Raw genomic sequence first — 19,119 nt, 5'->3', positions numbered from 1 at the left:
GACGGTGCGGGATATCACGGTGTTCATCGTTGAGGACGATCCCATGGTTCTCGACATTCATCGGCGTTTTCTGCTCTCTGTTCCGGGGTTCCGCGTGGTGGGAACCGCCGGAAACGGTGTTCGTGCGCTCGATTTCCTGTCCAGGACGGCGGTGGATCTGATCATCCTGGACATCTTCATGCCCGAGATGGACGGGCTCGAAGTCGTGGAGAGGCTCCGTGCCGTCAGGAAAAGTGTGGACGTGATCATCATTTCCGCGGCGCATGAGGCGGGAGTCGTCAAGGACGTAGTTCGCTCAGGCGTGTTCGATTATCTCGTCAAACCTTTCACGTTCGAGCGTTTCCGGGCTGCCCTCGATGCCTACCGGGACCTCATGCGCCGCGTTCAGAACGGCCAGGGCGAGTTCAGCCAGGAGGACATCGACGGCTTTTTTCTCATCCGGAACCGAAAGAACATCCGCGCCACCCTTCCCAAAGGGCTCAACGCGAACATGCTCGACAGGATCGAGGAGTTGCTGCGGAATGCGGTGGCTCCGCTCTGCGCCGACGAGGCCGCAACGGGAGCGGGCATTTCCAGGGTCACGGCCCGTCGCTATCTGGAGCATCTCGTCGCCACCGGAAAGGCCGAAATGGAACGTTGCTACGGTGAGGTGGGACGCCCCTTGAACAAATATCGTCTTCTCCCCTGATTGCGGAGGGAGTGCGTTTCACCGGGAGGTATCCGAATCACCGGGTTGTTCCCGGAAGGCACTGTTTCTTTTTGTTTGATTTCGTTCATAGAGCGTCTTCCGGAAAAGCTTTCCACCCCAAGGGATTTCCTCTTTTCCCTCCGCTCCTTCCGTGAACGAAAAGATTCTTTTGGCCGGAAAAAAACCGAAACTCTTGTTCAAAAAAGATGAAGAGAGCACACTCGTCGTGTTCCTCCAAGGCTGCGTCGTCTCCACGGGGAGACAGGGAAAGAGGGGGGGAGCAAAACAGGAGGGACCTCCGGGTTTTTTTCGGGAACGGAGGAAGACAAAGGAGGGTGTGTGGAATGCAAAAAGGAACCGTGTGGGCATCATTGATTCTGGCGTTCATCCTTGTTGTCACCGGAACGGCCTTTGCCGAGCCGGAGTTCGTGTTCAAGCTGGGGCACATCGCGGATCCCGAGAATCCCTACGCGCAGGGAGCGCAGAAATTTGCGGATCTTGTGAAGGAGAAGACCGGGGGCAAGGTGGAGATTCAGGTGTTTCCGAGCAGCCAGCTCGGCAATCAGCGCGATCTCATCGAGGGAACCCAGTTCGGCACCATTGACTTCACCCTCACCAGCACGGCCGTGTTGGGAAATTTCCTTCCCGAAGTGGCGGTCTTCGATCTTCCCTTTATCTTCCGGGATGTGCAGCATGCCTACAAAGCTCTGGACACGGTGGGCATGGAGATCGGTGCGAAGCTCGAGGGCAAGGGAATGAAAGTCCTCGTCTACATGGAGAACGGCGTGCGACACATGACGAACAACAAACATCCCATTCGGGTGCCCGAGGACATGAAAGGGCTCAAGATCCGTGTCATGGAGCAACCGATCTACATCGAGATGATGAAAGCCCTTGGTGCGAACCCCACGCCCATGGCGTTTGGTGAATTGTTCACCGCGCTGCAACAGGGTGTCGTGGACGGCCAGGAGAATCCTGCGGCGCACATCTACACCGCCCGGTTTTTCGAGGTACAGAAATATATCTCTCTCACGGGGCACACTTATTCGGCGGAGCCTGTCCTGGTGAGCCTCAAGGCGTGGAACAAACTCTCCCAGGAGCTGCAGGAAAAGGTGCTCGAGGCCGCCGTGGAAGCTCGGGACTGGCAGCGCAACCTCTGCCGGGAGCTGGAGGATGGCTATTGGCAGAAGATCCGGGAGAGCGGAAAGAGCGAGATCAACGACGACGTGGATAAAAAGGCCTTTGCCGAGGCGACGCGAGGTGTCTGGGCGAAGTTCGAGGACAAGGTGGGCAAGGAGAACATTGAAAAGACTGTGAACGTTCAGTAGACGACGGACAGGCTCCGTCTTTTCGGTGGTGCGGTGCGCCGGAAAGACTTCGTTCGGGTAGGAGAGGAGCGGCATTTTTCGCCGCTCCTCTCCGCGAAATCGGGGGGATCTGCTTGAAAAAAGTGCTCGATATGGCCGATCTGGTCCTTCAGAGAATCATCATCGTCACCATGGGTTTCATGCTCTTCTTCACCTTCGCCCAGGTGGTGGCCCGCTATGCCCTGCACAGTTCCCTCACCTATTCGGAGGAGTTGTCCCGGTACCTCTTCGTCTGGACGGTTTTCCTGGGGCTTCCCGTGGTTGCCCGTCGGGGAGGGCACATGGCGGTGCTCGCCATAAGCAGCAGGCTTCGCGGAGGTGCGGCGAAGGTCTGCACAAGTCTTGCCTACGCGATCAGCATCGTCTTCATGACCATCATGATCGTTCAGGGGGCGAATATGGTGCTGCGTACCTTCGAACAGCTCTCTCCCGCCATGGAGATTCCCATGGCCTACGTCTATCTGGCCATTCCGGCGGGGTGTTTCTTCATGCTCTGCCAACTCCTGGTGGAGCTGTACGCCTTTCTCACGAAGGGAGGGGACACGGCATGATCCTCTGGGTTGTCTTCGGCGGATTCCTCTTCGTGCTTGCCACGGGAGCCCCCATCGGCATCGCCCTCGGTGCCTCCGCGGCGGTGGCGCTCTACACGATCATGGATATTCCTCTCATTGTCGTGGCGCAGCGTATGTTCACCTCCGTGGACTCCTTTTCCTTCATTGCCGTGCCGTTCTTCATGCTCGCCGGGGCGTTCATGTCTCACGGCGGAGTAACGCGGCGGCTGCTCAATTTTGCGCATTCCCTCGTTGGGGCGCTCGCGGGAGGACTTGCCCTCGTGGTGGGCGTGGCGGGCATGTTTTTCGCCGCGATCTCGGGGTCGTCCGCGGCGACCACGGCCGCCATCGGCACGGCCATGATCGACGAGATGGAGAAGCGGGGCTATCACAAGGACTTCGCTGCGGCGGTGGTGGCCGCGGGAGGCACCGTGGGCATCGTCATTCCTCCGAGCATCACCATGGTTGTCTACGGTGCCATCGCGTCCGTCTCCATCGGGGACATGTTTCTCGGAGGATTTCTTCCCGGAGCATTCATGGGCGTCTCCATGTGTCTGGTGAGCTATTTCATCGCGAAGAAGCGAGGATACGAGGGGGTCGGCTCCCTCTCCTTCGGCAACATTGTCCGTTCCTTCCGGGAGTGTTTCTGGGCGCTGCTCATGCCGGTGATCATCATCGGCGGTATCTACGGCGGCATCTTCACCCCCACGGAAGCGGCGGCGGTGGCGGCGGTGTACGGTCTCTTCATCGGCCTCTTCGTCTACCGGGAACTGCGGATCTCCGATCTTCCCAAGGTCTTGCTCGATGCGGCGGTGAGCACCACCATGATCATGTTCGTCGTGGGCGGCGCCAACCTCTTCGGCTGGATTCTCACCAACGCCCAGGTGCCGCACAGACTCGGGCTGTACTTCACCACGCTCACTTCAAATCCCCTTGTCTTTCTCATGCTGGTGAACGTGCTGCTTCTCTTCGTGGGAACCCTGATCAACGCCTCCGCGGCGGTGGTGATTCTCACGCCCATTCTGCTTCCCGTGGCGCTGTCCATGGGCATCGATCCGCTCTTCTTCGGAGTCATGATGGTGGTGAACCTCGCCATCGGCTGCATCACTCCTCCGGTCGGACTGGACCTCTTCGTGGTCTCGGCAATCACGAAAATTCCCATAGAGAAAGTTACGCGGGAAGTGATGCCCTACCTGGGAGTTCTCCTTCTGGATCTCCTGCTCATCACCTACTTCCAGGATATAATTCTGGTCATCCCCAGAACGTTCGGCGGGTAATTTTTGCGCTGGGCAGTGCCGGGAGACGTTTTCCCGGAGGAGCTGCCGTCTTGGAAAAGGAGTGCGGCGGCGATCGATGAGGTGCAGTTGCATTTTCCCGGCGGATGGTGGAGGAGATGCGCGTGGCGGTTTCGGGTGCGCTTTGTTTGAGAGACATCCTCGCGCAGGCGGGAGGAAGTTCCCGCTTTTCTTCCGAGGATCGCCTTGCGCGGGGGATGTCCGATCGGCCCGGATGATCCGGCGTTTCCCTTTTTTGATGTCGTGACGCTTCTTCCGTTCCTCGAAGGCTGGTGCGTTCTCTCCGCGGAAAATTTTTTCGGAAACGGCTGTTCCGGCAATCTTGAGTGGCAGAAGCCGCATCTTGCGGGTACAATCTCGGGAACGGGAGAACTCCCGCCTTCCCGCCGGGAGATGGCGCGGGGAGCCGAAACGGAAAGGAGAGGCGGAGACATGGACATGAGCTGGCTTTTCTGGTTTTTTTTCCTCGGAAGTTTTCTCACGCCCTTATTCCAACAGAAGCTTCTGGAGGGACAGCGCCGTTCCATCATCGTTCGCATGGAACGTAGACGGAAGAGCAGGGTGGTCACCCTCATTCATCGCCAGGAGACGGTCTCTTTTCTAGGAATTCCCGTCTCGCGCTATATCGACATCGACGACTCGGAGGAGATTCTTCGTGCCATTCGTCTCACACCGTCGGACATGCCCATCGACTTGATCGTCCATTCCCCGGGCGGGCTTGTCCTCGCGGCGGAACAGATTGCCTGCGCCCTTATCCGCCACAAGGCTCCCGTGTCTGTCTTCGTACCCCATTACGCCATGTCCGGCGGCACGCTGGTGGCGCTCGCGGCGGATCACATCGTGATGGACTCCAATGCCGTGCTCGGGCCGGTGGATCCGCAGTTGGGACAGATGCCCGCGGCGTCTCTGCTGAAGGTGCTCGAACAGAAGAACAGCAACGACATCGACGATCAGACCCTGGTGTTGGCCGATGTAGCCCGGAAGGCGCTTCGTCAGGTTCGGGAACTGGTGGTGACCATCATCACCGCAAACGGCATGCCCAAGGAGAGGGCTGAAGCCTTGGCGGATCTCCTGAGCCAGGGCACATGGACCCACGATTACCCCATTTCGGCTGAGGAGGCCCGGGAACTGGGATTGCCCGTGGGAACGGACATGCCCGAGGAGGTCTACGCCCTCATGATGCTCTATCCGCAACACGGGCGCGGGCGTCCTTCGGTGAACTACATTCCCCTGCCCTACGAAATGCCCAAGAGAGGCAAAGGGACTCTCGGAGGATTCCTTTCCGCGTGGAGGGGAGGAGGGGACGAGGCGTGATTCCTCTCGGCGATGATGTTCCGGGAGAGCGTTTTCCCTTCGTCACCTATCTGCTCATCGGGGCGAATGTCCTCGTTTTTCTTTACGAAGCGGTGCTGCCCCGTCAGGAACTGCTGGTGCTGACGAACACCTTCGGCATGGTTCCCGTCCGTCTCGCTCTGTGGCGGGAGAATCCAGCGGAGCTGCTTACACTCTTCACGTCCATGTATCTCCACGGAGGATGGTTTCACCTTTTTGGAAATATGCTTTATCTCTGGATCTTCGGCAACAACGTGGAGGACCGCACCGGACACGGAGGATTTTTTCTCTTCTACACACTCTGCGGTGTCGCGGCGGCTCTTCTGGAGGCGCTGCTCGGCCCGGGACAGACCGTTCCCATGATCGGCGCAAGCGGTGCCGTAGCGGGAGTTCTGGGAGCCTATGTTCTCCTCTTTCCGCGAGCCAGGGTGTTCGTTCTCGTGCCGTTGTTCCTCTTTTTCTTCACCATGCGCGTTCCCGCGGTGATCATGCTCGGATTCTGGTTTGTTCTCCAGCTCATCGGCGGTACGGCCGGGCTCGGTATTCCCATGCAGTCGGGAGGTGTCGCCTACTGGGCACATGTGGGAGGATTTCTCGCGGGGATGCTGCTGTTGCCGCTCTTTCTCCGCGATAGAAGCAAGCCTCTGCGCTATGTCTACGAGTACAGGGGGAGGGAGTATGGACGTTTTCCCTGGAGGACCCGCTGAGGCGGGAGAATGCGGGACAACTTCCCGCCCTGGCGTCGTCGGTTTATGGAAGGATGAAGAACATCCGCAAAGGAGGTCGGAACGATGGAACCCATCCGAAACATCGGCATTCTTACGGCCGGAGGCGATTGTGGCGGACTCAACGCAGTGGTGCGGGCCGCGGCGAAGATCGCGGTGGCTCGGAACATTGGTGCCTACATCATTCCCAGCGGCTATGCGGGGCTCTACAATCTCGTGGACTATGACGAGCTGGTCCGCCTGGACGACGAGCGCATCGACCACGTGCACTCGTCCTTTGCGGGATCCGAAGCGGGACATTCTCGGGTGAAGATCTCGAAGATCAAAAATCCGGACAAATACCGGCGCATTCTCGACGGATTGAAAAAATTCGATATCGGCGGGCTCGTCATCTCCGGCGGCGACGACACGGGGAGTGTCATGGTGGATCTCACGGAAAACGGCATTCCCTGTGTGCACGCACCGAAAACCATGGATCTGGACCTCCATACCTATTCCGTCGGGGGCGATTCGGCCATCAACAAGATCGCTCACTTCGTGAACGAGATCCAGACCACCGGCAAGACACACAACCGCATCATGGTGGTGGAGGTCTTCGGACGCTATACGGGGCACACGGCCTTTCGCGGAGGCGTGGCCTCCGACGCGGACTGCATTCTCATTCCGGAGATTCCCGTCGACTTCGACGTGGTCTACGACCACATGAAGCGGCACTACACGCGGCGCATTCTCCGGAGCGACCTTCGCTCCGGCACCTACACCATCGTCGTCGCCGAGGGTATTCGGGATGACAAGGGCAACCTCTTCGCCGACGGCTCGGCGTCCCTGGATTCCTTCGGTCACGTCAAGCTCGCGGGAGCCGGGCGCTACGTTCGGCAGTGCCTCGAAGATCGGCTTCGCCGGGACGAGGAGATCGAGCGGTTTCTGAAACAGGTCGGCATGTACGTTCCGGATGTCTTCACCAGCCCGGAGGTCCGGGAGGTCGTGCCGGGACATCTCGTTCGCTCCGGTTCCACCTTCGCCTACGACGTGAACTTCGGCAAGGAGGCAGGCGCCGCAGCGGTTCTCCTCCTTCTGCAGGGGTTCTCGGGAGTGACGGTGCTCTCGGTCAACGGCGGCGAGATCCGCTACATTTCCACGAAGGAGGCGATCCGCCGCCGCGAGGTGGATCTTCGCCTCGTGTCCTTCTATGAGCAGATGGACATTTGTTTTGGAAGGATTCCTGTTCCCTGCACCCCTCTTTTCGCGGAAGGGCCGGGTGTGCAGGATCGCGTGTACTGATACGAAGACAGTGCTTCCGAATCTCTCATTTCGATGTCGAGGAGTTGAAAACGTGGAAAAGAAAATGGACGTGTTTGAAAGGGCGTTGGAACTGCACAGAGAGCATCGGGGCAAGATAGATGTGAATCCACGAATTCCCGTGGACGGCATGGAAAAACTCTCCCTGGTCTACACGCCGGGCGTTGCCGAGCCTTGCCGGGAAATCGTGCGCAATCCCGATGCCATCTATGAGGTGACCTCGAAAAACAACATGGTTGCAGTGGTCACCGACGGTACCGCCGTGCTCGGGCTCGGCGATATCGGCCCCAACGCGGGGCTTCCCGTCATGGAGGGAAAGTGCTGCCTTTTCAAACGCTTCGCCGGCATTGACGCGTTTCCCATCTGCATCGATTCCAAGGATCCCGACGTGATCATCGAGACCACGGCGCTCATCTCCTCCAGTTTCGGAGGCATCAACCTGGAGGATATTTCCGCCCCCCGCTGTTTCGAGATCGAAACGCGACTTCAGGAGCGTCTGGACATTCCCGTGTTTCACGACGACCAACACGGGACCGCCGTCATCGCTCTCGCGGGCCTCTGGAACGCGCTCAAAATCGTGGGCAAGACAATGGGCGAGTGCCGCATGGTCCTGTCAGGGGCCGGAGCTGCCGGGGTGGCCATTGCCAAATTCCTCCTTTCCGCGGGGGCGAGAAACCTCATCCTCTGCGACCGCGTCGGAGCCATCTATCCAGGGCGTCCCCAGGGAATGAATTCCGCAAAGGAGGCCCTTGCGGCCATCACGAATCCGGAGAAGGTCAAAGGGAGCCTTGCGGACGCTCTCAAGGGCGCGGATGTTTTTCTCGGAATTTCCGGCCCCGGTCTCGTGACGGGGGAAATGGTGCGCACTATGAACAGGGATGCCATTCTTTTCGCCATGGCGAATCCCGTGCCGGAGATCTACCCCGACGAAGCGAAGGCTGCCGGGGCGGCGGTGGTGGCCACCGGTCGGAGCGATTACCCGAACCAGATCAACAATTGCCTCGGATTTCCAGGAATTTTCCGGGGCGCGTTGGACGTACGGGCAAGAGTTGTGAACGAGGCGATGAAGCTCGCCGCCTCGGAGGCCCTTGCCTCTCTCGTGAGCGAGGAAGAATTGCGGCCCGAGTACATCATTCCCGACGCCTTCGATCCCAGGGTCGTTTCGGAAATGGCCTCCCGCGTGGGAGAGGCGGCGCGAAGGACTGGCGTGGCCAGGCTCTGATTTGCCGTCGAGTGTCCCCCTGTGGAAGGAGCGATGCCTCATGCCCGAGGCGGAGCACGAACGAACGGGTGTGATCCGGCTGTTCCTCAGGCTTTCCGAGAAGAGTTTCCCGTAGCCGGCAAGGCGGAAATACGTCATTTTTCGGGGTTGGAGGAATCCTTTCGGTGGTACGATGCCCAAATCTCCAGAGAGGAATCACGGGAGACCGGAGGCGGAGCATGTGTCCGGAAGGAAATGGAGGAACAATCATGAACGGTGGTACAAAACGAAACGTGGGACTTGTGGTTTTTCTTCTTGCGGCGGTATTGCTCGGGGCATTGCCTTTGTTTGCCTACACACCGCTTTTCCGGACGAGTCCGGATGTGGCGTACATGAAGCTCTGGAATCTCCCGGAGAACGCCGGCGCGAGAAAAGACGCGCTTCGGGCCTATTTCCGGACGGTGAACAAAGACATCAGCGAGAAACGTGCGGCGAACTACGCCGAGTACGTGGAGGCGGCGGCACAGCAGTTTCAAGTGGACCCTTTCCTTATCGCCTCCCTGATGATCGCCCAGTCCAATCTCGTCTGGACCGCGAAAACCCAGAGTGAATACGGGCTCATGATGATCAACTGGGACGACAACCGTAAATGGATCTACCGGGAATATCCCAATGTGAAGAACCTTCGCATTCTCTTCAAGCCCGTCATCAACATTCGCGTGGGCACGCACATCTTGAAGGACAATCTCGCCAAGAGCACCCACGATTACGACGAAACCGTGGAGCGGTATTACAGCAAACACAGTCTCACCTTCAGGGAAGAGGTTTTCAAGAACTACACGAATCTCGTGGCTCTCTACAAGGAAAAACTCGAGGCGAAGAAATAGCGGCATGGGTTGTCTGACCAAAGAGAAAGGATTCGCAGGGGCGACGGAATCTGTTTCCGTCGTCCCTGTTGTTTTTGCGTCGGATGTGCGAAAAGCGCATGGGAATTTTCTACTTGGAAGGAGGACAGATCGGGATGCCGTGCAAGAGTTTCCGCGGAAAACGAATGAAGCAGGCTCAAGACAGAACGCCATCCTCCGGGTTGGGTCTCCTTGCCGCCTCTTCCGCGATGTTTTGAGTGCTGTGCTTGCGCCCTTAAATTTCGTCAAGTAAAATGAGAACACGGCGATTTTGAGCATTGAAAACAGGAAGCCCCCAGGTCGATCCGTTGCCGAAGGAGGGAGCGGAATGCGAAGGGTCGTTCCGATATGGTCCGTGTTCGCCGCTCTCCTCGTGTCGTTGTTCTTTTCCGCCCTCCTTTTCGCCGCTTCCGAGGAGGAGATCCTCGTCGGCGGAGATCATGATTTCCCCCCTTACGAATTCCTCGACGCAAAAGGACATCCTGCAGGATTCAACGTGGATCTGTTGCATGCTCTGGCGGAAGCGATGGGATTGCGCGTTCGCATCGTTCTCGGCCCTTGGAGCGATGTCCGCACTGCGCTGGAGGAAGGCAGGATCCACATGCTGATGGGCATGTTCCGCACGGAGGCGCGCCGTCGTCTTGTGGAGTTCTCGCCTCCTCACACGCTCGTTTCTCACCGCATTTTCGTAAGGCGAAACACGCCGATTTTCTCTCTGGACGACCTTCGCGGAAAATCGGTTCTTGTCCAGAGAGGCGATGTCATGCACGACTTCGCTGCCGAGTACGGCCTTTTCGGTCAGATCGTTCCCGTGGAGACCCCGGCGGAGGCGCTTCGGCTCCTTGCAAGTGGAGTGCACGATGCGGCGTTGCTCGGTGCCTATCAAGGGCACTACCTTCTCAGGCGGCACCGCATCGACAACGTCACGTCCGTGGGAGAGCCTCTTGTGCCTCTGGAGTACTGCTTCGCCGTGCGAAAGAACGACGCGAGGCTTTTGGCTCTTCTCACGGAGGGAATGGATATTCTACGATCCACCGGGCGTTACGATCAGATTCACGATGCCTGGTTCGGCGTTTTGCGGGGAGAGAGGGGAGAAACGGAACGCGTTCTTTTCTGGGGTGCCCTCGCGGTTCTCCTGGCGGTCGGAGTGTGGTGGTTTCATGTCTTGCGGCGGAGGATGCGTCGTCATGCCCTGGTACTCGAAGAAGCTTTTCGAGAGCGGGAGCGTTCCCTCGCGGCCTTGTCCGAGAGCGAGGAACGTTACGGAGATCTGGTGCGGAACATTCCCGGTGCGGTGTATCGAAGCCGTCTCGATGTCTTCTGCAGCAAACTTTTCATCGGAAGTGCCGTGGAGGAGATCACGGGATATGCAGCGGAGCGTTTTCTCGACGACGGCGATCTCACCATTCCGGACATCATGATTCCGGAAGATCGTCAGGCCTTCCTCCAGTGGCTCGTCGGAGGAGAAAAGGGAGATCGCTACTCCCGGGAATATCGCATTATCCATCGGGATGGAGGCATCCGCTGGATTCTCGACCGAGGGCGTATTCTTCGCGACGAAGAGGGAATTCCCCGCTGGATGGAGGGTGTTCTCTTCGACATCACCGAACTCAAGCGGACTATGGAAAACCTGGAGGAGGTGCTCCGACGAAGGAACGAGCTGGAGATGATCATCGGACGAAGCCCCGTGGTGGCAATTCTCTGGAGAGTCGGACCGGAGTGGCCGGTGGAGTATGTCTCGGAAAATATCCGCCAGTTCGGCTATGCTCCGGAAGAGTTCCTGGGAGGAACGATCTCCTACTGGACCCTGATCCACCCGGAAGACCGGGTCGATGTGCTCCGGGAAACCGCGAACCACGCGGAGGAGGGACATAGGGAGTATATCCGGGAGTATCGTTTTTTCACGAAGAGCGGAGATGTCCGCTGGATCGAGGAACGTACGTGGGTCCGTTCCGGAGCGGATGGAACGCCGAGCCATCTCCAGGGGATTCTCCTGGACGTGACGGATCGTCGAAAGGCACTGGAGGAACTCGAATATCTTTCGCTCCACGATATGCTCACGGGCCTGTACAACCGGGCTTATTTCGAGGAGGAAATGCGCCGGCTCGATTCCGGGCGGTTCGATCCTCTTGGTATTGCGGTTTTCGACGTGGATTGTCTCAAGCTCGTGAACGACACGCTTGGACACGCCGAGGGCGACCGTCTCCTCCGAAGGTGTGCGGAATTGCTTCGGAACATTTTTCGCAGATCCGACGTCGTTGCTCGTATCGGTGGCGACGAATTCGTGGTGCTCTTGCCGGGATGTGACGAGCGGATCGTCAAGGAGCGTTTGGATCTGCTTCTCCGTGCGGTGGAGACGAGTAACGGCGAAGGGGCTCTTTACCTCAGCCTTTCCATGGGGTATGCGGTGCGTTTTGGAGGGCGGGGTTCCGTGTGGTCTTTCTTCCGGGAGGCCGATGACGCCATGTATCGGCACAAACGCTCTCGTTCCGTTATGGTTCGCTCCATTATTGCCACGCATCTGAAAAACAGGATGGGCGAAGACATCTCCGTTTGTCGTGATGGAGATGGCGCAAGAGATGCGTCTCATTCGTCCATGTCGGCGGATCCCCAATGACGGAGATGTTTGGTTCGGCCTTGCGTGAATCAGATGGGAAAGTTGACGCCACTCTGCTTTTTTTGTATGCTCTATTGGACACCATATATGGGGAGGGGATTGTATGCGTAAGAAGGCTTTGTGGGGCGTGCTCTGTGCGGTTCTGTGTTTGGGTTTCCTTACAAGCGGTGCGTTTGCGGTGACGTTTCTGAACATTGGTACCGGAACCACCGGTGGTACCTACTATCCCGTGGGAGCTGCACTGGCAAAAATTTGGAGCGATACAATCCCCGACGTGAAGGCCAGTGCCCAGTCCACGGGAGGCACGGTGAACAACATTCAGCTCATGGCCGACGGAGAGGCCGAGCTGGGCTTCATGGACGGTCTCTACTACCACGCCTATATGGGGCAGGGCAAGTACGAAGGGAATCCGCAGAAAGAACTCCGTGCCATGCTCCCCCTCTATCCCGAACCTGTTCACCTCCTCGTCGCCAAAGGGAGCGGCATTAAGTCCATCGAGGACTTCAAGGGGAAGCGTGTATCCATCGGCGCTGTAGCGAGCGGCACGGAGGTGACGGCCCGTGAGCTGCTGAAGGCTGCGGGAATCGATCCTGACAAGGATATTACGCCGGAAAACCTCGGCCTTTCCGATACGGCTGCCGCGTTTGGCGACAAGCGGATTGACTGCGGCATCGTCGTGGGATCCCTTGGCATCGCCGGCGTTGTGGAAGTCACCACCTTGGATCTTGTGGAATTCATCGACCTTTCCGACGAAATTCTCGATAAAGTTATGGAGCAGACTCCTTATTGGGTTCCTTTCACGATTCCTGCGAACTTCTACAAAAACCAGACCGCGCCCGTGAAAACCTACGCGAGCTGGAACATTGTCGCCGTTAAGGCTAGGGAATCTCTGAATAATGCTGCGTCAGCCCCGCAGGGCGCCTCGCAGAGCCTGACGCGATTCGAGTCAAGGGAAAGCGAAAGGTCTTTCTTCAGAGCTTCCTCAGGGCTTCCCTAAGGAATCTCTGAAAAACTCCGCGCGGATGTCGCCGTTTTTTCCTTGAGACCGTAAAATGAATCCCAAAGCCACCATGTTCCTCCGGTGCGACCTTCTTTCCAGGGGGCTGAGGTACGATGAAGCGACAGAAAACTTTCGCGAGCGCCATTTCGTTCGAGAAATACCGAAAACCCACCAAACGGGAACTCTTTCTCGCCGAAATGGAACAGATAGTTCCTTGGAAAGAGCTTTGCGCTCGTCTCGAACCCTTCTATCCGAAAGAGGGAAGAGGACGTCCTCCCATAGGGCTGGAGAGAATGCTCCGGATCCACTTTCTCCAGAACTGGTTCAACCTCAGCGATAGGGGTGTAGAAGAAGCCCTCTATGACGTGGAGTCCATGCGGCGCTTCGCCCGTATCGATCTCGGCAACGAACCCGTTCCGGACGAGACCACGATTTGCAAGTTCCGCCATCTTCTGGAAACCCACAAGCTCGCAGAGAAACTCTTCGAGGCGGTGAATCTTCATCTCGCCTCCCGGGGCTTAAAACTCTCCGAGGGAACCATCGTGGATGCCACGATCATCCATGCTCCTTCATCGACGAAAAACCGGGAGAAGAAACGCGACCCGGAGATGCATTCCACGAAGAAGGGCAACCAGTACTACTTCGGTATGAAAGTCCATGTCGGTGTGGACAAGGAAAGCAAACAGGTCCACAGTCTCGTCACCACTCCGGCGAACGTGCACGACTCCACCCGAATCGGTGAACTCCTGCACGGAGAAGAAAAAGAAGTCCGGGGAGATTCGGCCTACATGGGCAAAACCGAAGAGATCCGGACGAAAGCCCCGCGCGCCGTGGATTATACCCAAAAAAGAGCCACGAAGCACAAAAAGCTCACCGAAGAAGAGAAAGAGCAAAACCGTCTTCTTTCAAAAGTCCGTTCGCGGGTTGAACATGTCTTCCACGTCGTCAAATGCGTCTTCGGATTCACCAAAGTGCGCTATAAAGGTCTCGCCAAAAATACCGGTGTCGTGTACGTGCTCTTCGCTCTGTGCAATCTCTACATGGCGAGAGGTTTTCTCCTGTCCACAGGGGGGTAGTGTCTCTAAAAATCGCTACCGGGGTTAAAAAGGGTTGGAAGACGGAGATAATTCCTCACGTTTCGCTGCCAAAGGTGCGGGAAACGTGGTCTTTGCGGGGCATTTCCTCTTTTCCTCCCGCTGTGAACATTTTTAGAGAAGCTTGTTCAGGGTTTCCCTAGTCTTGATGCCGATCTTGTCTACCAGCTCACCAAGAGCGCCTTCGAGAAGAAGGCCGACTTGGTGGCGGTGAACTCCAAGATGGAGACGATGCTTCCCGAGAACGCCAAGCTCTTCAAGATCCCCATGCACCCTGGTGCGGAAAAGTACTACAAGGAAGTGGGCGTCATTCAGTAATAGAGGGATATCCGCCCGGAAACACGCAGCGGCGGGGCGCTTCGCCGCCCCGCCTTTTTTCATGCTCAGGGGAGTGATGCAGTATAATGTCGAATAGCGAGAAAGACGTGGAGAAGCTTTCCGCTGGTGGTGTTCCTGTGGTCGAGTCTCTGGAGGAGGAGCAGGTACAGCACCTGGTGGAAAAGTACGACACGGAGAGTCGTTATCGGAGGCTGACGGGATGGCAGGGATATGTGGTCTCCGCCTGGTGCATTGCCATGTCCCTGTTTCACATGTATACGGCCGGGATCGGCCTTCTGCCCACGGCGATCCAGCGGGCGGTGCACCTGACCTTCGCGCTTGCGGCGGTGTTTCTGCTCTATCCCGCGTCCCCGAGGCTGAATCGTACAAAAATTCCCTGGTATGACTGGATTCTTGCGGCTCTTGCCGTGGTCGGCACCGGGTATATTGTCTTCTTCTTCAACGAGATCGCCCGGAGAGGGGCTCGTCCGCTTTCCTCGGATGTCGTCCTCGGGGTGCTCACCATTGCGCTTGTCCTCGAGGCGGGGCGGCGCATTGTGGGCAAGGTTCTTCCCACGCTCTCCTTCCTCTTTCTCCTCTATTGCGCCTTCGGGCGGTATGCGCCGGGAATGTTCATGCACCGAGGCTACTCGCTTTCCCGCATCATCCAGCACATGTACCTCACCCCGGAGGGGCTCTTTGGCGTTGCCTTGGGAGTGTCCGCCACCTTCGTCTTCATGTTCATCCTTTTCGGGGCGTTTCTTTCCCGGAGCGGAGGTGCGCGTTTCTTCAACGAGCTTTCCCTGGCCGTGGCCGGACACAGCCCGGGTGGGCCCGCGAAGGTAGCCATTGTCGCTTCGGGGCTTCTCGGGACGATCAACGGTTCTTCCGTAGCCAACGTGGCCACCACGGGGGCCTTCACCATTCCTCTGATGAAACGCGTGGGGTATCTTCCCGAATATGCGGGAGCGGTTGAGGCCTGTGCCTCCACGGGGGGCCAGCTCATGCCGCCTATCATGGGGGCCGGGGCCTTTATCATGAGCGAATTTCTCGGCATCTCCTATCTGCGGATCGCCGCGGCAGCCATCATTCCCGCGCTGCTCTATTACGGGGCGCTCTTCGTGAACGTGCATATCCGTGCCCGGCGGCGGGGGCTCAAGGGGCTCGATCGTTCCGAACTGCCCCGGGTGGGTGAAGTCTTCCGCAAGGACGGGCATCTTTTGATTCCTCTCGCGGTGATCATCACCATGCTGCTCCAAAAATACACACCCCTTGCCGCCGCCTACTGGGGAATCGTCTCCGTGGTTGTCGTGAGTATGTTCCGAGCGCACACGCGCCTGGGCATCAGGGAGATCCTCGCCGCCCTCGACGAGGGTGCCCGGGGCGCGCTCGGCGTGGCCGTCGCTTGCGCCCTCGTGGGATTCGTGGTGGGCACGTCGTCCCTCACGTCCCTGGGGCTCACCATCTCGAACAACATCATCGACGTGGCGGGGGGACGGCTTTTGCCCACCCTGATGCTCGCCATGGTGGCCTGCCTCGTGCTGGGAATGGGGCTTCCCACCACCGCCAACTACATCGTCACGAGCACCATCATCGCTCCCGCGCTGATCAAGCTCGGTGTCCTGCCCTTGTCGGCCCACCTCTTCGTGTTCTACTTCGGCATCATGGCGGATCTCACCCCTCCCGTCTGTCTCGCCGCATTCACCGGGGCGGGCATTGCCGGAGCGGACCCGACGCGCACCGGCCTCCATGCGACGCGCATGGTCATCGTGGCCTACCTGCTGCCCTACACGTTCATCTACACCCCCATGATCATTCTCCAGCAGCCTGAGCCGGTTCACCTGGCGATTCTCGTGGTGGCTTCCCTCCTCGGCGTGGTGGCTTTGGCGGCGGGGGGGCAGGGATGGATGTTCCGTAATCTCGGAGTACCCTCCCGGGCTGTCGCAATTCTGGCGGGGGTCGCGGCCTTTCTCCCCGGAACGGTGACAAAGGTTGCGGTCATCGCGACACTCTTTGCGTTCTTTCTCGTTCAGCGCTTCATGGCGGGAAAGGAAAGGGTTCCCCTCGGGGCGTAGACCGAGAGGCAGCCTTACGAGGATGTTTTCTTCTCCGGATAATCCGGAGGAGTGCGGTTTTCCGACGAAGCGGAGGCGCCGGAAACTCTCGGTACCTCCGCTTCGTGCGTTCGGATCGGAAAAAATGCTGGTATGATGAGAGGGAGGAAGTGTGGCGAAGCGGAAAAAAGCTCAGTTCGGGACGATGAGGATATGGCAGGGCGTTTCCTCGATGAGTGACTTGGCGACGCTTCCCACCAGGACTTCCCAGAGTTCGCCGTGTTGGGAGACGCCCAGGATGAGCAGAGACGGCTCCAGCTGCTGCAGTGCCGCGGGGAGTTCCTCCTCGGGATAGCCGCTCACGAGGAGGGTGCGGACTTCTTTTACCAGGGGAGTCAGTGCATCCGAAACGGTCTGAAGTGCCGCATCTGCGGCCTGCACGAGAAGATCCGCGTTGCCGGGGTCATCGAGAGGGACGGCGTGGAGGAGCGTCACGGAGGCATTTCTTCCCTCGAGGAATGCCCGTGCCGCTTCGAGAAGACGTTCGGTTCTCTCTTCGAAAAGCCCCACGGCGATAACCACGTGCTCGAAAAGGTCTCTCTCGGGGAGCTCCTCTCCGTCGGTCTTGAGGATTAACTGTGGGATTGCCAGTTTGTGGACGAAGGCGAGGAGATCGTCGTCCGGTTCGGCGAGGAGAATCGCAAGCGTGCACTCCTCGTTCTGTGCGTATTCCGCGAGGGTTTCGAATTCTTCCCCCGCAAGGGCGACCGTGTCGTGGCGCAGATTGTAAGGCAGGAGGCTCTGCTCCATGACGGCGAGCCTGATCTCCGCCTCTCGGACGAGGTGCGGTGTGTTGTACCCGGCGGCGGGATTCACCACGTGAGCGATGACAATTTCCGATTCTTTTCGCGTCACCTTGGCGGCGACCCAGGCGAGTCCTTTCTGGGAGAAGGGAGAAAGGTCCGAAGGATAGAGGATTTTTTCGAGCATGACACACCTCCCGAGCGGTTTTGTCGCTTCAGAATTATGGAGAAAAGTATAGAATGTCTTCACTGTCGGTCAAGTGGGCAGTGGAGAGCATGCAGGGGAAGAGGAGCGACGCACCCCGGAGAAAACAGGGGAGGCCATTTATGGAGGCATGGGACGTGTGTGGAAGTTGTTGTATCAAGGAGGGACGTCAAGGGTGAATCGGGAGGCGGTTTGGAAGATGCTTTGTGTTGTGCGGCGACTGGTGAACCACCTGCCTCACCGCGCCGCGCTCCGGGTTGGTCAGACACTTGGAACATTGTTGTGGATCTGGGACAAGAAGCGTGTGGACGGCGCGGAAGCTCGCTGCGTCCGGGCTCTGGGAGTGGGAATACCCGAGGCGCGGCATATCGTGCGGCGTTCCTATGGGAACATTGGACGCAGTGTCGTGGAGTTTCTCCGGCTTCCTCAAATGAAGGGACAGGTGAAACGCTTCGTTACCGTTCATGGAGAGGAGCATCTGCGAGACGCCCTCGCCCGGGGAAAGGGTGTCATTCTCCTCACGGCGCATTTTGGGAGCTGGGAGATGGCCGCCGCTTGGCTTGCGGAACGGGGATATCCCATGAACGCCATCGGTGCGGAACAGCGGGATCCCCGCATTTCCGATCTCATTGCAGAGCTGCGGCGTTCCTGTGGTGTCGTCACCATCGGCAAAGGATTCGATCTGAAAGAAGCTTTGCGTTGTCTGCGAAAAGGCGAGATTCTTGGAGTTTTGCTCGATCAGGATCCTAAGGATCGGGGAATTGTTGTTCCCTTCCTCGGTCTTCCTGCCAGTACCCCTTATGGTCCCGTCAAAATGGCCTTCAAACTTCAGGTTCCCGTGGTGCCTCTTTTCATGGTTCGTCGTGAGGACGGAATTTTTCATGATCTTCATTTTCTTTCTCCGCTGGAGGGAAAAGAGGGAACGCTTTTCGGGGAGGACGAAAAGGACTCCGTACGGCGCAGTAACGATGTCCTCAGCGAATGGATCGTTTCCTATCCGGAACAGTGGATGTGGCTCTATCCCAGGTGGGCTTCCACGGAGGCCATGATCTCGTGTTAGCCGGTGTCGATCCGGGAAGGGAGAAATTCGGCTGGGTCCTTGCGGAGGAGGATGGCACGCTTCTCCTCGCGGGAATTGCGCCGATTTCGGCATTGCCGGTTTTTCTGGATGCTCTTCGGACGAGGCGATGGGAGAGCTTGGAGCCCTGGCACACCGAGGGGTGTGCGGAGAACGTGCCGAACGAGGCAGTGCGGGTTCTTTTTCTCGGGAACGGAACGGGATCGGAAAAAATGGAAAAGCTTCTCTCGGAAGGCGCGTTTTCCCTTCGCGTCGTGGAGGAGCGATATTCCACGCTCGATGCCCGCAGGCTTTACTGGGAGTTGCATCCTCCCAGGGGAATGCGGCGTCTGCTGCCCCTCTCGCTGCAGGTCCCACCTCGGCCCCTTGATGACCTTGCGGCCTGGAGTACCCTTCTTGCCGCGTTGGGTCCCGAGAAAATAAAGAAGCCTTCTTGGATCTCCGGAGAAGGACGGGTAGAATGATGTTGCAAGGAGTGACGGGAACTTTCACCTCTTGTTTGAAGCGTGGTGTGGATTTGAGGGAAAAACCTCGATCCCACCGGGAGGACGAGGAAAAAATCGGAGGATTGGCCCAGGAGGAGCGTC

The 19,119-nt window shown here is 58.2% G+C and carries 16 protein-coding genes and 1 pseudogene; 16 read left to right on the top strand and 1 reads right to left on the bottom strand.

Annotated features, from left to right (window positions below; genetic code table 11):
- Nucleotides 1-4: 4 nt before the first annotated feature.
- From K349_RS0109695 to K349_RS0109615, 14 genes and pseudogenes are all read left to right on the top strand, one after another.
- Nucleotides 5-688, top strand: coding sequence for a response regulator (locus K349_RS0109695; protein WP_029165618.1), 684 nt, complete (start codon nucleotides 5-7; stop codon nucleotides 686-688).
- 344 nt (nucleotides 689-1,032) lie between these two features.
- Nucleotides 1,033-2,016, top strand: coding sequence for a TRAP transporter substrate-binding protein (locus tag K349_RS0109685; protein WP_029165616.1), 984 nt, complete (start codon nucleotides 1,033-1,035; stop codon nucleotides 2,014-2,016).
- 122 nt (nucleotides 2,017-2,138) lie between these two features.
- Complete coding sequence (locus K349_RS0109680) at nucleotides 2,139-2,606, top strand: TRAP transporter small permease (RefSeq protein ID WP_245588037.1); 468 nt, start codon at nucleotides 2,139-2,141, stop codon at nucleotides 2,604-2,606.
- Nucleotides 2,603-3,883 (top strand): TRAP transporter large permease, encoded by a 1,281-nt coding sequence (locus K349_RS0109675; protein WP_034265295.1) that lies wholly within the window; start codon nucleotides 2,603-2,605, stop codon nucleotides 3,881-3,883. Before K349_RS0109680 ends, K349_RS0109675 begins: the two co-directional genes overlap by 4 nt.
- A gap of 450 nt (nucleotides 3,884-4,333) precedes the next feature.
- Nucleotides 4,334-5,215, top strand: coding sequence for an SDH family Clp fold serine proteinase (locus K349_RS0109665; RefSeq protein ID WP_029165613.1), 882 nt, complete (start codon nucleotides 4,334-4,336; stop codon nucleotides 5,213-5,215).
- The gene (locus K349_RS0109660) at nucleotides 5,212-5,940 is read left to right on the top strand and encodes a rhomboid family intramembrane serine protease (protein ID WP_029165612.1); all 729 of its coding nucleotides are present in this window, start codon (nucleotides 5,212-5,214) and stop codon (nucleotides 5,938-5,940) included. Before K349_RS0109665 ends, K349_RS0109660 begins: the two co-directional genes overlap by 4 nt.
- An 84-nt stretch (nucleotides 5,941-6,024) precedes the next feature.
- On the top strand, nucleotides 6,025-7,239 hold the full coding sequence (locus K349_RS0109655; RefSeq protein WP_211240353.1) for a 6-phosphofructokinase: 1,215 nt from the start codon (nucleotides 6,025-6,027) through the stop codon (nucleotides 7,237-7,239).
- Between the two features lie 64 nt (nucleotides 7,240-7,303).
- Nucleotides 7,304-8,479 carry an NAD(P)-dependent malic enzyme gene (locus K349_RS0109650; RefSeq protein WP_029165610.1) on the top strand — a complete coding sequence of 392 codons (1,176 nt, stop codon included), beginning with the start codon at nucleotides 7,304-7,306 and terminating at the stop codon, nucleotides 8,477-8,479.
- A gap of 248 nt (nucleotides 8,480-8,727) precedes the next feature.
- A complete protein-coding gene (locus K349_RS0109645; protein WP_169731333.1) occupies nucleotides 8,728-9,345 on the top strand; it encodes a transglycosylase SLT domain-containing protein in 618 nt (205 codons plus the stop codon).
- A 346-nt stretch (nucleotides 9,346-9,691) separates the two neighbouring features.
- A complete protein-coding gene (locus K349_RS18075; protein ID WP_029165608.1) occupies nucleotides 9,692-11,980 on the top strand; it encodes a PAS domain-containing protein in 2,289 nt (762 codons plus the stop codon).
- 103 nt (nucleotides 11,981-12,083) lie between these two features.
- Nucleotides 12,084-12,977, top strand: coding sequence for a TAXI family TRAP transporter solute-binding subunit (locus tag K349_RS16970; RefSeq protein ID WP_029165607.1), 894 nt, complete (start codon nucleotides 12,084-12,086; stop codon nucleotides 12,975-12,977).
- A 116-nt stretch (nucleotides 12,978-13,093) separates the two neighbouring features.
- Complete coding sequence (locus tag K349_RS0109625) at nucleotides 13,094-14,056, top strand: IS5 family transposase (RefSeq protein ID WP_026368683.1); 963 nt, start codon at nucleotides 13,094-13,096, stop codon at nucleotides 14,054-14,056.
- Nucleotides 14,057-14,227: 171 nt separating this feature from the next.
- Nucleotides 14,228-14,392, top strand: a pseudogene (locus tag K349_RS19395) (TAXI family TRAP transporter solute-binding subunit); the annotation flags it as partial.
- An 86-nt stretch (nucleotides 14,393-14,478) separates the two neighbouring features.
- Nucleotides 14,479-16,467 carry a TRAP transporter permease gene (locus K349_RS0109615; protein ID WP_029165606.1) on the top strand — a complete coding sequence of 663 codons (1,989 nt, stop codon included), beginning with the start codon at nucleotides 14,479-14,481 and terminating at the stop codon, nucleotides 16,465-16,467.
- 171 nt (nucleotides 16,468-16,638) lie between these two features.
- Here K349_RS0109615 and K349_RS0109610 read toward each other — a convergent pair whose 3' ends face one another.
- A complete protein-coding gene (locus tag K349_RS0109610) occupies nucleotides 16,639-17,436 on the bottom strand; it encodes a universal stress protein (RefSeq protein ID WP_029165605.1) in 798 nt (265 codons plus the stop codon).
- A 217-nt stretch (nucleotides 17,437-17,653) separates the two neighbouring features.
- Between K349_RS0109610 and K349_RS0109605 the strand changes: the two genes are divergently transcribed.
- Together K349_RS0109605 and K349_RS0109600 are read left to right on the top strand one after the other, a co-directional pair.
- The gene (locus tag K349_RS0109605) at nucleotides 17,654-18,514 is read left to right on the top strand and encodes a lysophospholipid acyltransferase family protein (RefSeq protein WP_157367354.1); all 861 of its coding nucleotides are present in this window, start codon (nucleotides 17,654-17,656) and stop codon (nucleotides 18,512-18,514) included.
- Nucleotides 18,508-18,996, top strand: coding sequence for a hypothetical protein (locus K349_RS0109600; RefSeq protein WP_029165603.1), 489 nt, complete (start codon nucleotides 18,508-18,510; stop codon nucleotides 18,994-18,996). The genes K349_RS0109605 and K349_RS0109600 overlap by 7 nt, the downstream gene beginning before the upstream one ends.
- The last annotated feature ends 123 nt before the right edge of the window (nucleotides 18,997-19,119 follow it).

This window comes from Aminiphilus circumscriptus DSM 16581, assembly GCF_000526375.1.
Lineage (GTDB): Bacteria > Synergistota > Synergistia > Synergistales > Aminiphilaceae > Aminiphilus > Aminiphilus circumscriptus.
Note: the sequence above shows the minus strand (reverse complement) of the source record. Positions and strands in the feature narration are given on the sequence as shown.